Origin of the sequence: Mesorhizobium sp. M0011 (assembly GCF_040324155.1) — a bacterium.
Classification (GTDB): domain Bacteria; phylum Pseudomonadota; class Alphaproteobacteria; order Rhizobiales; family Rhizobiaceae; genus Mesorhizobium.
Genome location: NZ_JAMYVQ010000001.1, coordinates 267,348 through 281,561, shown reverse-complemented (window position 1 = coordinate 281,561; position 14,214 = coordinate 267,348). Strand labels below are relative to the sequence as shown.

The following is a 14,214-nucleotide window of genomic DNA, read 5'->3' as shown; positions in this document are numbered from 1 at the left end:
TGTGGGGAATTAGATGTCTACAGAGCGTCGAGGAGACTTTAGTGAGAGTTCTTTTTCTGGGAGCGTCAATAGCTCCGCATCCCGACCCGCAGATTGCCTTTGAAAAGAAATTCGAAGTCATTGGATATAACACCGGAAATCTTCTGATAGGACAGTCTCTGTTCGAGGAACTTCGCTTTGAAGAATTCGGGCAGGGGTTGGGCTATTCCCCGCAAGAGGCAAACGAACGTTTCGACATCATAGCTATCTCAGCGGCAAATTTCATTTTCAAGAATTTTGATTTGTCCTATTTGGCTGACTTCATAGAACCGACCAAGCTGCCATGCGTGGTCGCCGGCCTCGGTGCGCAAGCACCCGCCATCGGCAACAAAGTCACAGATATTCCCGAGGGCAGTAAACGCTTTCTTCATATAATATCCGAACGCAGCAAGACCGTGGGCGTGCGAGGTCATTTTACGGCCGAGGTCATGAATGACTTTGGGATAAAAAACGTCAGCGAGGTAGGATGTCCCAGTCTGTTTCGCAAATTGCGTCGTGACCTGAAAATAAAGCGGCCGGGAACAGACGCCAGCCTGAGGGTTTCGGTGAACGGATCACGAAACGTATTTTTGCATTCGGCCAATCCCGAAGCTGCCCGGCGCGTTGAAGCTGATCTTTTGAAATTATCTATCGATAGAAAGTATCCCTACGTCCTGCAGAACGAAGAACCAGAAATGGCAATGCTCCGTTCTGGAGAGGGGAATAAAACCGATTTAGAGAACGCTCAGGCAATTATCAAGCAGCTGAATATGGGCATGGACCCGTCGCTCTATGTAAAGCATATCAAAGAGAACGCAAAAATGTTCTTCGACCTGGCGGAATGGGATAGTTACATATCAAGGTTTGATTACACTGTCGGGACACGCTTCCACGGAAACCTGATCGCGTTGACCAACGGCGTTCCCGCGACCATAATTTCCCATGACTCAAGGACCACGGAGATGGCGGAACTTATGAGCATCCCGCACGTCCCTGTCGGTAAAGTGGGACAATTGGACGTCCGCGAGCTCGTGCAGGCTGGCGACTATGATGCCTTTCAGCGCAAGTACACCGTTCTATATGATCGTTTTGCCCAGTTCCTTTCGAACAATGGAGCCAACCACAGGCTGGAATAGCACCATGAAGTGGTACTTTTTCGCGATGCGAACCGATCCGCGCGAGCACGCCAAGTGCGCCGCCGTCTCGGTTAAACGCGATCTCCCGCTATCCCTGCCGCGAAGTAGAAAAGGTGTGCCCATTTGGGAGAGTTGCCCCAAAGTGCGGCGACCCACCTTCGTTGCTTGCCAAAGCCCAGTCGCTAAACGGAGGGCTGCATCAGCACCGACACTTGGAACGGGTCAATGATCGATCGATCATGTCCCACTATATCCCAACCGTCACCGCCCAAAAAGTCGATCTCGCAAGAGATGTCCCCATAGGTTTCGCCTTCGACGCCACCGTGAGGAAGATAAGCAAATCCGTTAAGGCGATGGTTCGACTGCATTTTCGCAGCGACCGAAGTCTTTCGAATCCCATCGATAAAAGGCCAGAATTCAATTGGTCGAATAGTGGCCACGAACAATCCACCAGGCTTGATGTGTTTGCGAACTGCCATAAGGCAGGCTTTCGCGCTCGAAGGCGCCAGATGTGTGAATACCGAGAATGCGAAGATCAGATCGAACTTCTGGTCGTCGACTGGTAGCACGGAAGGAATCCGCTCCGATTGAGCGAACATGCCAGGCAATCTTGCCTCTCTACACAAGCTGAGAGACTTATCCCAGGCGTCAATACCCCATATGGACGATGGATCGCTGTAGTAGTACATCATGCGCAAGATGCGTCCGTAGCCACATCCAAAGTCGAGAATATCAGAGCCCGCCAGCGGCTTTTTGGTATGTCGGGTATAATTGTTTTCAAGTTGTCGGGCGAACGACGCGGTTTGCCGGTACAGATCGAGACCGGATGCCCCGGTCCAGGTCTTCTGGACTTCGTCACTGGCCATCGCGGGCAGAAGACGTGACAAACTGGGATAATCCTTGTTCGGCAAGGAAATCATGAAGAGGCCGAAGTCGTCCAGGCTCATTCGGCGAAGAAAAACGAGAGCCTCTTCAGTTGTGCACCCGTTGGCCGCCTCGCGTTCGGCGGCATTCAAATGTGGGAAGGCTGTTGAGAACATGCTAATATTCTTGCTCTTTCTGGCGCTGCCTGGGAACACATAGCCGTCTAACATGCGACGGATTGCGGTCAACGAATTAATAGTCAAAGAAATCACCACAGAATACTAGCCCAGCTGGACTCGCTGATCCACGATCCAAATGGTTGGACTAACAATCTCGAATCGAGGGTTCTCCGTACCCTAAATGTAACACGCTGCCGCAGCCGGGCGATATCGGCGACGCCAAGGTTCGAAAGCGAAAAGGCCATTAAGCTGGCCAGACTCGACCGAAGCGAGATCGTAAGGCCATGCCGGGCCTTTCTATATACCGATAACTCAGCAAGGATAGTGGTATCAACATCGCAAGAGTTGCTACCACTGAGGCAAGGAACGGCAAGGATGCTCCATCGAAGGATGCGTAAACCGTCCGGTACAGGCCCACCCGATCCAGGATGACGATAACGACCGGATGCCAGAGGTAAATGCTGAAACTGGCGTTGCCGAGCAGCTTCGCAGCCGGATTCACGAACCATCTTTGCGGATACAGGGAAACTCCCACGACAGCGCTCGCCAACGTCACCGCCCAAGCGGTTTTGACGCCGGAACCGCCGCTTGACCCAAGTATCGTTCCGAAGAGTACGGCAATCTGGCTCGTGAAACAGATCAGGCCAACGATTGTCAGAAGACTGGCAGCAAAGACTATTCGGCCAATCTGGGGGGAAGTGCGACAAACCCCCAGCCAGACATAATATCCCGCTATCCCAGCAGCAAAATAGAACAGTTGAGCCACTAGAGAAAAGTGGCCAAAGAGCGCTAACGCGCCCCCCGTTCCTTGGAATGCCAACGCCCAGTTGGCCGCCAAGAATACTGCTACCGCAAGAAACACCACAGAACGAGCTAGACCGGTGATGGCAAACACCAGCAGCGGCAGGATGGCATAGAACGCCATCTCGACACCGATGGACCATGACGCCATGACGAATCCGGTCACGTGGTTCGGCACAAAGTTGAAGATGAACAGTGCTGAACTGAGGAATTGGGAAAGAGGGACTGTCGTCTTCCATACTATCCAGCAGAACGGTATGTAGAACAGCATTATGAAATAGAATAGAGGCGCGATGCGCAGCAAACGCCGAAGGTAAAATTCTCGCAATTCCTGCCGCGTCTCGATCCTGCCACTATACCCGACAAAGAGACCGAATGCGCTGACTATGTAAAACAGCGGCACTCCGTTGCCGAAATGCGTCGGCACGAACCATAGGTAGCCGGGGATCTGCAGTTTTGGCAGCGCAATCAGATGAACAAGGACAATCGACAACGCCGCGTAGCAACGCATTGCCAGAAGTCCCGGGAGCTCAATTCGCGAATGCGCATCCTTTACTACGAATCTCCTATCGATCTCGACGTTCATTCTGCCCTCGACTATCTTGCAGCGACCTTAATAATTCCCACACTGCTTCACGACGCTCAACGGCTAGCTGCTCCCTCAAGAGCTTGCTGATTTGAGGAGCTGGGCGTCTCACCGAGCCGTATCAGTACGATGTCGTCTTTGATTTCCACGCTACCGGGAGCCGGCCAAACAGGCATGGTCGAAAGATTGACGATCGTTTGAAGTACCTGTTCTTGGTTAGAACCACTCAAATTTGAATAGCCAAGCAATTTCATATAGTAGGCGATCCGCCAGGAATTACCCCCATTCCATTCGAAGAAAGAATAACCGACCGTCGAGTCGGAAGGCTTCGGATAGTTGGTCACAAATGGCTGCGCGCCAAACACACTTAAAGCATAACTGCGCTTTACGTCAAAACCGGGCGTGGCCGACAGCCTGTCGTATATGGCTCCCGCCAAGAGAGTATCGTGCTTGTCGACCAGATAATTGGATGCTTGGCGATAGTTCTGAACGACCTGAATCTGGAAAAGCGCCACCGCCAGCAAGATGGCCGAGGCTGCGCGGATTCTGGAGTTTCTGCTCGTCACCGCGACATAGGCAAACAGCCATACGGCAATCGGCACCCCGATGAGGCTCCTGACAGGCATGCTGCCCGCGGCAAGGAAGTGAAAGCCGAAGGGAACAAGCAATGAAACGAAGGCAACTGCCGTCAACAGCAATTTCGTGCGGGGCAATTCCTTCAAGAGCGCCCAGCCGCCCAGGAGCAACAAGAGCGGGATTGCCCACAATGCAACGCCGTATGTGCGCTGGTCCAGGCCATAGATCCCGCCTATCGCCTCAATCACGCGCCCGACAACGGTGATAGGATGTTGAAGCAGAAAGTTTGGCTGGGAAAGCGAGTCGAAATACTCGTTTCTGCCGGGGGCGAACGATCTGAAAATGATGTCGCCGATGACATAGAACAATATTGCGCCGGCCAGCAGAATACCGATCCGAAGCAGGTCTTTCGGCAACGATACGCTGCTGCCGGACCGTGCTTGCAGAATTGAGATCGCAATGCCCAGGACCAGAATTGCCGGTGCGAAACTCTGATAGATCGAGATTGCGAAGGCGCCGACTCCCACAGCTCCGAGAAAGCGAGGGCTGAGTGGGGAAACCTCCTCCTTTCGGATCAGCCAAAGCGCTAGAGCGGTCGCGAACAGGCCGACGCCGATAGCGGCAATGTTCGAATAAAATTCGACGATAAAAAACCAGGTCGGGAAAGCACAGAAAATCGCAAAACATGCGTACTCAGCGATGGAGAGCTCTTGCTTGTTGATGACATCCATGACGAGGAGGTAGGCGGCCACGCAACCGGCGCCAAAGACGGCCGGAGCCAGGAAAGGCATGACCGGATGAGGAATAAGGAATCTCTCGATCAGATACGCGCCCCAGCGTCCCTGAAGAATCCAGATCGACGCGTCCGTTCTGAAGGCGGTTACTTCGTCATCGATTGACAGCGGAAAGGAAGCCAATTCGGAAAAATACATCGCGACGAAAATCGCAAAGAGATTAATGGCTGGTCGTATTGTGCTCGGTCGCGTCAGCATGATCTGCGGAGTATCCATCGAGAAATCACGAAGTTGAGGATGGTCGTGATGGCAAGGGTGACAAAGAAGGCTGCTGCAGCATTTTGCAGAACGCTTTCAAGCGTTTTGAGGGCTGCTAGGCCGAGCACGAACACGACCGCAATCGACGCCCCGATTGCCAGTCGATCGGCGATGCCCGTGCGGCCGCCGGGAAAGACGCGATCGGGATAGAACACCATTACGAACACAAGTCCTGTCAGCCAAGCGAGCGCGTAAGACAAACTTGAGGGCAGGACGACAAGGCCGGCAAAATAGACAAGGCTGGTCAGGGCGGTATTCAGTCCGCCGGCGACAAGAAACCGGACGGCGTCTCCGCCAATGCGATCAGCGGTCATCCTGCCTGACCGTATCCAGGAAATCCGCATAGTCCCTGATGTAATCGCCAGCATCATAGTTGTGCGAAGCCATGACCAGCAATGCTGTATCGGGTTGGAATTTATACTGAATTCCCCAAATGCCGGGCGGAATGTAGAGGCCGATCGAGGGTTCGGTCAACGAAACCTCTTTTCTCTCATGGCCGTCGTCAACGACAACGGACAGGCGGCCATGGGCCGCGATCAGGAATTGATGGCACTCGCGATGCGCATGCTCACCCCTGACCTTGTCGGAGGGAACGCCATAAACCAGAAAGGACCGGGCCGGCTTAAACGGTAGGTTTGCACCGAATTCGAGCGGGGCGAGTTCGCCTCGCAGATCGCTAAAATGCGGCAGCCGCCAGAGCTCGGTACCACCGACCCCAAGCGACATTTTCTCGCCCACTGCGCCGGGGAGGGTTTGCGTCAAGGCTGGCACGATCTTCGGGCCGGTCTGGTAGCCGACGATGACTGCGGGATTTCCGACCACGACGGCATTGGCAGGGACGCTCTTGGTCACCACGGCGCCGGCGCCGACCATCGCCTGGCGGCCGACGACTATGCCCGGCAGGATTGTGGCATTGGCGCCGATGGAAGCGCCGTCCTCGATCATGGTCAGCAGAAACGCCTCGGGATATTCCTTGGAGCGTGGGAAGCGATCATTGGTGAAGGTCGCATTCGGGCCGACAAACACACGATTGCCCAGGCGCACCCCGTCCCACAGTTGGACGCCGCTCTTGACAGTCACGTCATCGCCGACGATCACGTCGTTCTCGATGAAGACGTGATCGCAGATGTTGCAGTTCGAGCCGAGCACGGCCCCAGGCAGCACGTGAGCGAAGGCCCAAATACGCGTTCCGTCGCCGACATGGGAGCTTTCGCAGATACCCCGTTCGTGCACGAAAAATGGCTTGGCGTTCATTTCGCTGTTCCGTCAACGACGCGGCTGATGATCCGAAGTGGGCGCGATTTGGTGTTTTCAACTGCCCGCCAGAGATAGCAACCAAGAATCCCTTGGACTAGAAGGCTGGCCGAACCGAAGCCCGTGATCAGCAGCACCAGTGTCGTATAGCCAGCGGGGTCTATATTGCCAAGCAGCCGTGCAATCACGGTAACGACTGCAAATAGGAGACTTAGCGCACAGCCGGCAAATCCTACCCAGAGGGTGAGCATTATCGGAAAATCAGAGAACGAGAAAATGCTGTCCATCATGTATCGGAACCGCCGTGCCATGCCCCAGGCGCTTGTTCCGTGCTTTCGTTCGCGCCGCCGATAAGGCACGAATTCCCGCCTGAAGCCGACCCAGAAAAGTTGTATGACAAGCGAGCTGTTCGGCTCCTCGATCGAGAGGATCGCTTCCAGAACCTGACGGTTGCAGGCGAAGATATCCACTCCGCCACTCGGCATGCTGGGCAGGACGAGCCTGCGGTAGGCCGACCAGAAAGCCCTCGACAGAAATTTGGTCAAGGGCGGATCGCTACGCCCGGTTCGCTGCCCAAACACGACGTCAGCCTCGTCCTTTTCCAGCTTCGAAAAGAATTCGACGATCAGTTCAGGCGGCTCCTGCAGGTCGGCGGCCATCGCAGCGACCTGGTCACCCGAAGCGTGTTCGAGCCCGGTTCGAATAGCAGTGAACGAACCAAAGTTCCGGCTATGGAAGATGATCTTGTAATCATAGCCCGAGCCTTTCAATTCCTTGATCAGCAGCGGGCCGGATTCGTCCGGCGACCCGTCGACGACGAAGACGAACTCGATGTCGCTATGATATCTGGAGTGGAAATCGGCGACTGCGCCCAGGAGGGAAGGGATGTTCGCCTGATTTCGATAGATCGGGAAAACGATCGAGCGTGTTGTCACATTGTCTCCCATTCGCGGAGGGCCAGGCAAACCCGCTCTACCTCGTCGTCCCTCATATCGGGATAGCAGGGGACCGAACAGAGACGGCTGACGCTGGCCCTCGAAACGGTGAGATTTTCGCTCCCCATCATCGGTAAGTCCGCCCAGCCGACTTGGTCGCAATCCAGCACAGGGTAGTGTATGTCAGTGTCGATGCCGCGCTCTTTCATGAACGCCCTGAAGGCGTCCCGGTCGTCGCAAAGCGCGACCGCGAGGTGCGCGACAGCGCCTTCGCCACCTTCCAGGAACTGGAATCGACGCCCGGCAACCGACTTGTACTGGTCTAGGATGCCACGCCGCTGCTGGTTGCGTCTATCCACATCGCCCAGCAAAACGTCCAGTATCGCGGCTTGAACTTCATCCATGCGGGAGTTGCGGCCGTTGGGCACGCCGACATGATATTTTGAACTCCAGCCATATTGTTGCAGTTGCCGTACATGCGCGGCGGTTGCCGTGTCGGAGGTAAGAACAGCGCCGCCGTCCCCCATGGCTCCGAGATTTTTGGTTGGGTAAAAGCTGAACGTGGAGATATCCCCCAGCGAGCCTGCAACGTCGCTTCCGATTCTCGCCCCGTGCGCCTGCGCGCAATCTTCCACGATTGGAATGTGCGAGAGGCCAGCCTGCTCAAGTCCGTCCCGGATGGCGCGGACATCAACGACGCCACCATAGAGGTGGGTGGCGACGATCGCAGCGGTGTCTGCGCTGGCTGCTTTCAGTACCGATTGAAGGGCTATGAGTTGGCTGGCTGGTTCGATATCGACGTAGTGCGGAACGAGATCATTCTGCCAGCAGGCACAACTGGCATAGCCCCCCGCATTGGCGGCGACGATCACCTCGCGCCCGTCGTAGCGCTTGGTCACTGCGGCCAATGCAAGTTCGAGCGCATCCGTCCCATTGGCCACGAGAACGCATTCCGAAACACCTATGAATCTGGAAAAATTTGCCGCAAATCTTTTGCCGATAGCGCCATTGAGCCACCATCCCGAACGTAGCGTGTTCACTACCTCACTCTCGATTTCGACCTGGTAGCGCTGATACAGGCGCTTCAGATCATTCATGGGAACAGATTCTTGTCTCGTCATCGGTAACTCAACGGCTCGAGCGCAATTCATTTTAGTAACGTCCGCAGGGCGCAACGTTGGCATACTCAACTACAGCAGGTGCGACGAATTGGGAATCTGAACTGCGAGCATATAGTATCCGGGAAGAGTACCTTTAAGACTTAGCTCGCGTTCCAGCCCTCTTTGCAGGTTTCGTCGTGAAGGCTTCGACCCTTCCGTTCTTAAGCGTCATTCTCTTCGTACATACGCTTTCGAGCAGGCTCTCATTGTGGGTCGCCAGGACGATGATGCCTGCCTTCTCTGCCAGTTCATCCATGCGTCGCTTGGCTTTTTCTTGAAATTGGGCGTCGCCGGCGCCGATCCACTCGTCCATCAGCAGAATTTCGGGGTCAAGGGCTGTAGCCGCTGAGAAAGCAAGGCGAGCGGCCATACCCTGGCTATAGGTTTTGAAGGGGACATCGATAAAGTCGCCAAGTTCGCTGAAGGCGATGATCTCCGGCATTTTTTCTTGGATCTCGGCCTCGGTCCACCCGCTGATCAAACCCCTCAGAACAATGTTTCGCCGCCCCGTCGCTTCGGGGCGAAATCCTATGTTGATGTTGAACAAAGCGTCGACTTTGCCTTCAATGGCTACTGTGCCGGCCGATGGCTGATAGATGCCGTACAACACCTTGAGCAGTGTCGTCTTGCCGGCCCCGTTTGGGCCGACCAAGCCCAAACGGTCGCCCGCTTTGAGTTCAAAGCTGACATCTTCCAGCGCCTGCACGACCTGCTTGCCGCCGGATCGTCCGATTTTGCCTCCAAGACCACCCAGGCGCCGGTCAGGCGCCGTAAGCGTCAATTTTTCGTAGAGGCGGTAGGCGAGGCTGACATTGTCCAGCTTGATGGAAATCATTTTGAGCTCAGATCAGGAAAACGACGCGCTTGCGATATCCGCCCAGCAGCAGCAACGCAACCGCCCAGAAAGCCAAGGAGATGTAGGCTGTCACAACAAAGGGATGCGTTGGGAATTCGCCGCTCGCGATTGGCGCACGCACCACTTCCAGGAAATATGTGAACGGATTCCAATGATAGGCATAGTTCTGTATACCGCCTTGCCCATGATAGGCCCAGAAGACTGGCGTAAGAAACGTGCCGACTCGCATGATGTTGCCGACGATGAACTGAGCATCGGGAAAGAATGCGCCCAGGAATGCGAAAACCATTACGATTGCAGGGGTCGCGAGCACAATCAGCAACAACCCCGGGATCGACAAAAGCCACTCAGCGCTGATTCCCAAACCGCTCAGCAGCAGGATGACGATGCAACCCGCGACCGAATAGCTCGCTCGGATGATACATTGCACCGTCAGCCGCATCACATACACGAAGAGTGGCAGCCTCGTACCTTGAATGAAACTGGCTTCGCGCGAGAACAGGGGCACGCTCAGGCTGATCATCTCCATAAGGTAGAACCAGACAACTAGGCCGATCGAGGCATAGGCCGTGTATCCGGCCGAATCCGTGTCCTTGGTCTTGAAAACGAAGATGAAAGTGCCGATGAATGCCAGATAATTGACCAGCATCCAAAGCGGGCCGAGCGTCGTGCGTCTGTGCTGGTCGCCGATGTCCTCATGGGCAAGCGCAATCCAGACCCGGTGTAATCTCATGGCCTTTGAGATGTCGTCAAAAGCGCCGTTTAGTGCCGCAATCATAGCTGGGAGTATCGCAATCCGTTGTTCTGGCGCATTATTCTTCGCTGGCCATAGCGAACCACCAAGCCCGTCTCTAATAGCCATTTCGATGGGCATATGGCAACGCATTGCGTCGTAACGCGGTGGGGAGCAGAGTCAACTGCGGCAAAACTGAACGCATGCTGTCTAGCTTACTTTAGCTTTTGATAATGTTGACTTTGCGGCAACCGCCCGAGCAAGATCCATGTTCTCCACTGGACGCTTCTTGTCCGAAAAAAACTCTGGCTATGCCCTCGCCCCCGCAGTATGCGATACAGCACGGCGGGGGCCGGGGATGGCACTTGAGTAAGGTGATCGGTCGCGAAGTATCTTCGTGTCGCACCTCGCTGGTGTCGATGCCCCTGAGCCTGGAGTCTAGTGCCGTCCAATGAATTCCCACCTCGAAGCTGTGTTCGGGCTCAGGCCACAGATGCGGCGCGCCTTCATCATGGTCCAGGACGTGGTCATGGTCCTGGTCGCCGTGGCACTCAGCCTCGTGCTTTCGCGGTCGAATCTTTCGTTCGACGCGCTCTCCGAGGAGGGTCTGGCGACATGGGCGGGCATTGTCGTCATCAGCCATTTGCTGTTCCGCTACAGTGGCCTCTACACCACCGTCTGGCGCTTCGCCTCGACGCCGGACTTTTTCAACATCCTGAAGAGCTGCGCGATCTTGACGTTCACTCTTTATGTGGCGTCGCTGCTGCTGCGGTTTTACCGGCCGGTCGCGGGGCTCAACGAGCGTCAGTTCATCGTCTTCTTCCTCGTCTCCTTCACCATCATATCGGCACCCCGGCTATTCTACCGCTTCCTGCGTGACGGCGCGAGCTGGGGGATTCTGAGCCGCAAGACCGACATCAGGCAGGCCAAGCGCGCTCTGTTCGTCGGCCGGCTCGACGAGGCCGACCTGATCATTCGCTTCACGCGCACGGCGCAACCGGCGGACTATTCCATCGCAGGCATCATGGCGACCGAGCGCGGCGCACCGTTGGGCACGCGGATTCAAGGTGTTCCCGTGGTGGCGACCATGCCGCGCCTGATCGATGTCCTGGAGGACTATGCGACCGGCACCAAAAGCCTGGACTTGCTGATTTTCGGCAGCGGCGCCGAGCACGAAATCGAGGACTATTCGGAACTCGTGCGCATTGCCCGGCACGGCGACATAAATGTGGTGCAGTTCTCAGGCCTTTCGGAGTTGGAACAGCACGGAAAGCTGGTTCTCGACACCGTTGAGATGGAAACGATCCTGCGCCGTCCGGCGGTCGCGTCCGACATCCAGCGCATCGGCGCCTTTGTCAGCGGCAAACGCGTTCTGGTGACCGGCGGTGCCGGTTCGATCGGCCAGACGTTGGTCAGGCGGTCGCTGGAACTGGGAGCCGAGGCGGTGCTGGTCGCCGACAACTCCGAGTTCGGCATTTTCCAGTTGAGCCAGTATGTTGACGAGAAGGACCATGACCGGCTCAAGGTCCGCATCGTCGATGTCGCGGACCGGCGCCAGATAACGCGTGTCGTCACGGAATTCCGGCCGGACATCATCTTTCATGCCGCGGCGCTCAAGCACGTTCCGCTGCTCGAGGAAAACTGGGATTCAGCCGTTCAAACCAACATTTTCGGAACGCTCGTCTGCGCCGAAGTTGCCGCCAAGTGCGGGGTTGCGCAATTTGTCCTGATATCGAGCGACAAGGCGGTGGATCCCTCATCAGTGCTTGGCATGACGAAGCGGGCCGCCGAACAGATCATCAGCGCCTTGCATGGCGAGACGGGCGGGCGTGACCCGGCCACCAAGTTTATTGCAGTGCGGTTCGGCAATGTCTTCGGCAGCAATGGTTCGGTGGCGACCATATTCCAGGCGCAAATCGAGGCTGGGGGGCCCGTCACCATCACCGACCGGCGCATGACGCGCTATTTCATGACCGTGGCCGAAGCCGTCGATCTCGTCATCATGTCGGCGGCCGATGCCGCGTCGCGGCAGAGCGGACACGATTATGCCGTCTATATGCTCGACATGGGCAAGCCGGTGCCGATCCTTGAAGTGGCCGAAACGATGATCCGCTTGTCCGGAAAGAGCCCATACAAGGACATCGCGATCCGGTTCACCGGCATCAGGCCGGGCGAAAAACTTCACGAAACGCTGCATGGCGAAGACGAGGAACTCGTCGAACTCGGCATCTCGAAGGTTTTCGGCCTCAGCACGGACGTCGTGGAATGGTCGGATGTCCAGGTCGCGCTCACGGCCCTGCAGCAGTCGGCGAAAAACCAGGACAAGGCTGCCGCGCTCGCCGCATTGGCAGGTCTCGACCGCGCCAAGAAGGCCCGGGAAAGCCCTCATCAGGGCGCGATCCCGAAAACGGCGGGGCAGGCGAGCTAGGTTCAGAATTCAGAAAGCGGTCTTGGTCGTGAGCAAAGCAGATCTGCGCGTCGCGGTCCTGATGGGCACGAAGGATGGCGCGGCCTTCATCGATGAACAGCTGCAGTCCCTGCTCGCGCAGTCGCACCCTCTGGTCGACCTGTGGATTTCCGACGATGGCTCCGTCGACGGCACGACCGCCATCATCGAGACATGGAAATCCCGCTGGCGGCCCAAAGGTCGGATGACGCTGGTAGAGGGGCCGCGGCAAGGCTTCGCCGCCAATTTCCGCTCCATGATCGTCGATCGACGCATCGAGGCGGACTGCTATGCCTTCTGCGACCAGGACGATATCTGGGAGACCGACAGGCTGGAGAGCGCCATCAGCTGGATGCGGACCCAGGATGCGAAAACCCCGCTGATGTTTTGTTCGCGAACCGCCACCATGACGGAAACAGGAAGCCTTGTCGGCCATTCGCCGCTGTTTGCCCGGCCGCCAACCTTTCGCAACGCGCTTGTGCAAAGCATCGCCGGCGGCAACACAATCCTGCTCAACGCTGCGGCACGCGACCTGCTGGCCAGGGCCTCCACGCGGACCGGGTTCGTCAGCCATGACTGGTGGGCCTATCTCATCGTGACCGCCGCCGGCGGCATCGTCCGCTACGATCCGCGGCCGCTGGTGCGCTACCGGCAGCACGCGGCGAACCTGGTCGGCGCCAACGTGTCCTGGAAAGCAAGGTTCTCCCGGCTTGGCCGCCTGTTCAAGGGGGAATTCGCCGGCTGGACAGACCTTAACCTCGACGGTCTCGCCCTCAATCGCGACCTCCTGACCGAGGACGCGACGGCGTGCCTCGACCTTTTCACCCGCGGGCGCAACGGCGGTCTTTTCCGGCGTTTGGCGGGCTTGCGCCAAAGCGGCGTCTATCGGCAGACCGTTTCCGGAAACCTGGGGCTCTATCTCGCTTTCGTCCTGGGGCGCATCTGAACATTGGCACGAGTGCGTGGCACGCTTGGCCAAAAGATCGGCTCATGCTACGTCGACCGGATTGACGGCATTTGCCTGCGGCGTTGCCTCGGGACTTTGGCAGGGAGCATGATCGGCCGTTCATGAAGGCAGCCAAGCAAATCTTCGATATTGCCGGTGCGGCTCTGCTGCTGGTGGCCACATCTCCTGTCTTGGCGCTCACCGTCCTTGCCGTTCGGGCATCGTCGCCGGGCCCGGCTATTTTTTCACAGGTGCGGGTCGGCCGTGACGGTCGGCCTTTTCGCTGCCACAAGTTGCGCACGATGTATGTCGGGACGCCGTCACTGCCCTCGCATGAGGCGCCGGTGGATTCCGTGACATCGGTCGGGAAGGTCTTACGGAAGTTCAAGCTCGACGAGCTGCCACAATTCTGGAACGTCCTGAAGGGCGAAATGAGCCTGGTCGGGCCGCGCCCCTGCCTGCCGACCCAAACGGAGTTGATCGAGTGTCGCAGGCGGCTGGGGGTTTTGGCGGCGCTGCCGGGCATAACCGGCCTGGCCCAGATCAGGGGCATCGACATGTCGAACCCGGAGCTTTTGGCCGAAACGGATGCTGCCTACCTCCGCACTGCGTCGTTCTGGCTCGATTTTCGGATCCTGTTTGGAACGCTCTACCGAAGCGGATAGGTCACCA

13 protein-coding genes are annotated in these 14,214 nt (G+C 56.9%); 4 read left to right on the top strand and 9 right to left on the bottom strand.

Translation table 11 applies throughout. From position 1 onward, the window contains the following. The first annotated feature begins 41 nt into the window (after positions 1–41). Positions 42–1,154: a polysaccharide pyruvyl transferase family protein gene (locus NKK51_RS01320; protein ID WP_352550745.1), complete on the top strand. Its 1,113-nt coding sequence runs from the start codon at positions 42–44 to the stop codon at positions 1,152–1,154. Positions 1,155–1,336: 182 nt separating this feature from the next. Here the strand turns inward: NKK51_RS01320 and NKK51_RS01315 are convergent, their stop codons facing one another. The 9 genes from NKK51_RS01315 to NKK51_RS01275 form a co-directional block, all read right to left on the bottom strand. After that, entirely contained in the window at positions 1,337–2,248 is a 912-nt protein-coding gene (locus NKK51_RS01315; protein WP_352441347.1) for a class I SAM-dependent methyltransferase, read from the bottom strand. A gap of 193 nt (positions 2,249–2,441) precedes the next feature. Continuing rightward, complete coding sequence (locus NKK51_RS01310; RefSeq protein ID WP_352441346.1) at positions 2,442–3,584, bottom strand: acyltransferase family protein; 1,143 nt, start codon at positions 3,582–3,584, stop codon at positions 2,442–2,444. 56 nt (positions 3,585–3,640) lie between these two features. Continuing rightward, positions 3,641–5,152, bottom strand: a complete 1,512-nt coding sequence (locus NKK51_RS01305; protein WP_352550743.1) for a glucosyltransferase domain-containing protein — start codon at positions 5,150–5,152, stop codon at positions 3,641–3,643. Further along, the gene (locus tag NKK51_RS01300; protein WP_164748973.1) at positions 5,146–5,526 is read right to left on the bottom strand and encodes a GtrA family protein; all 381 of its coding nucleotides are present in this window, start codon (positions 5,524–5,526) and stop codon (positions 5,146–5,148) included. The genes NKK51_RS01305 and NKK51_RS01300 overlap by 7 nt, the downstream gene beginning before the upstream one ends. After that, a complete protein-coding gene (locus tag NKK51_RS01295; protein ID WP_352441344.1) occupies positions 5,516–6,466 on the bottom strand; it encodes a WxcM-like domain-containing protein in 951 nt (316 codons plus the stop codon). The genes NKK51_RS01300 and NKK51_RS01295 overlap by 11 nt, the downstream gene beginning before the upstream one ends. Further along, the gene (locus NKK51_RS01290) at positions 6,463–7,401 is read right to left on the bottom strand and encodes a glycosyltransferase family 2 protein (protein WP_206517162.1); all 939 of its coding nucleotides are present in this window, start codon (positions 7,399–7,401) and stop codon (positions 6,463–6,465) included. The genes NKK51_RS01295 and NKK51_RS01290 overlap by 4 nt, the downstream gene beginning before the upstream one ends. Further along, positions 7,398–8,498: a DegT/DnrJ/EryC1/StrS family aminotransferase gene (locus tag NKK51_RS01285; protein ID WP_164748809.1), complete on the bottom strand. Its 1,101-nt coding sequence runs from the start codon at positions 8,496–8,498 to the stop codon at positions 7,398–7,400. The genes NKK51_RS01290 and NKK51_RS01285 overlap by 4 nt, the downstream gene beginning before the upstream one ends. A 157-nt stretch (positions 8,499–8,655) precedes the next feature. Continuing rightward, a complete protein-coding gene (locus NKK51_RS01280) occupies positions 8,656–9,396 on the bottom strand; it encodes an ABC transporter ATP-binding protein (RefSeq protein WP_352441343.1) in 741 nt (246 codons plus the stop codon). A 7-nt stretch (positions 9,397–9,403) separates the two neighbouring features. Further along, on the bottom strand, positions 9,404–10,291 hold the full coding sequence (locus tag NKK51_RS01275) for an ABC transporter permease (protein ID WP_245273030.1): 888 nt from the start codon (positions 10,289–10,291) through the stop codon (positions 9,404–9,406). A gap of 310 nt (positions 10,292–10,601) precedes the next feature. On the opposite strand from NKK51_RS01275, the gene NKK51_RS01270 reads away from it, so the two are divergent. The 3 genes from NKK51_RS01270 to NKK51_RS01260 all read left to right on the top strand — a co-directional run bounded on the left by NKK51_RS01270 (position 10,602) and on the right by NKK51_RS01260 (position 14,207). Continuing rightward, positions 10,602–12,578: an SDR family NAD(P)-dependent oxidoreductase gene (locus NKK51_RS01270; protein ID WP_352550741.1), complete on the top strand. Its 1,977-nt coding sequence runs from the start codon at positions 10,602–10,604 to the stop codon at positions 12,576–12,578. A 28-nt stretch (positions 12,579–12,606) separates the two neighbouring features. Next, positions 12,607–13,542, top strand: a complete 936-nt coding sequence (locus NKK51_RS01265) for a glycosyltransferase family 2 protein (protein WP_352550739.1) — start codon at positions 12,607–12,609, stop codon at positions 13,540–13,542. A gap of 122 nt (positions 13,543–13,664) precedes the next feature. Next, complete coding sequence (locus NKK51_RS01260; RefSeq protein ID WP_352550737.1) at positions 13,665–14,207, top strand: sugar transferase; 543 nt, start codon at positions 13,665–13,667, stop codon at positions 14,205–14,207. The last annotated feature ends 7 nt before the right edge of the window (positions 14,208–14,214 follow it).

Coding starts and splice junctions, on each gene's coding strand:
- NKK51_RS01315 (WP_352441347.1), bottom strand. CDS start 2,248: ATGTTAGACGGCTATGTGTTCCCAGGCAGCGCCAGAAAGAGCAAGAAT.
- NKK51_RS01310 (WP_352441346.1), bottom strand. CDS start 3,584: ATGAACGTCGAGATCGATAGGAGATTCGTAGTAAAGGATGCGCATTCG.
- NKK51_RS01305 (WP_352550743.1), bottom strand. CDS start 5,152: ATGCTGACGCGACCGAGCACAATACGACCAGCCATTAATCTCTTTGCG.
- NKK51_RS01300 (WP_164748973.1), bottom strand. CDS start 5,526: ATGACCGCTGATCGCATTGGCGGAGACGCCGTCCGGTTTCTTGTCGCC.
- NKK51_RS01295 (WP_352441344.1), bottom strand. CDS start 6,466: ATGAACGCCAAGCCATTTTTCGTGCACGAACGGGGTATCTGCGAAAGC.
- NKK51_RS01285 (WP_164748809.1), bottom strand. CDS start 8,498: ATGAATGATCTGAAGCGCCTGTATCAGCGCTACCAGGTCGAAATCGAG.
- NKK51_RS01280 (WP_352441343.1), bottom strand. CDS start 9,396: ATGATTTCCATCAAGCTGGACAATGTCAGCCTCGCCTACCGCCTCTAC.
- NKK51_RS01275 (WP_245273030.1), bottom strand. CDS start 10,291: ATGCCCATCGAAATGGCTATTAGAGACGGGCTTGGTGGTTCGCTATGG.
- NKK51_RS01270 (WP_352550741.1), top strand. CDS start 10,602: ATGAATTCCCACCTCGAAGCTGTGTTCGGGCTCAGGCCACAGATGCGG.
- NKK51_RS01260 (WP_352550737.1), top strand. CDS start 13,665: ATGAAGGCAGCCAAGCAAATCTTCGATATTGCCGGTGCGGCTCTGCTG.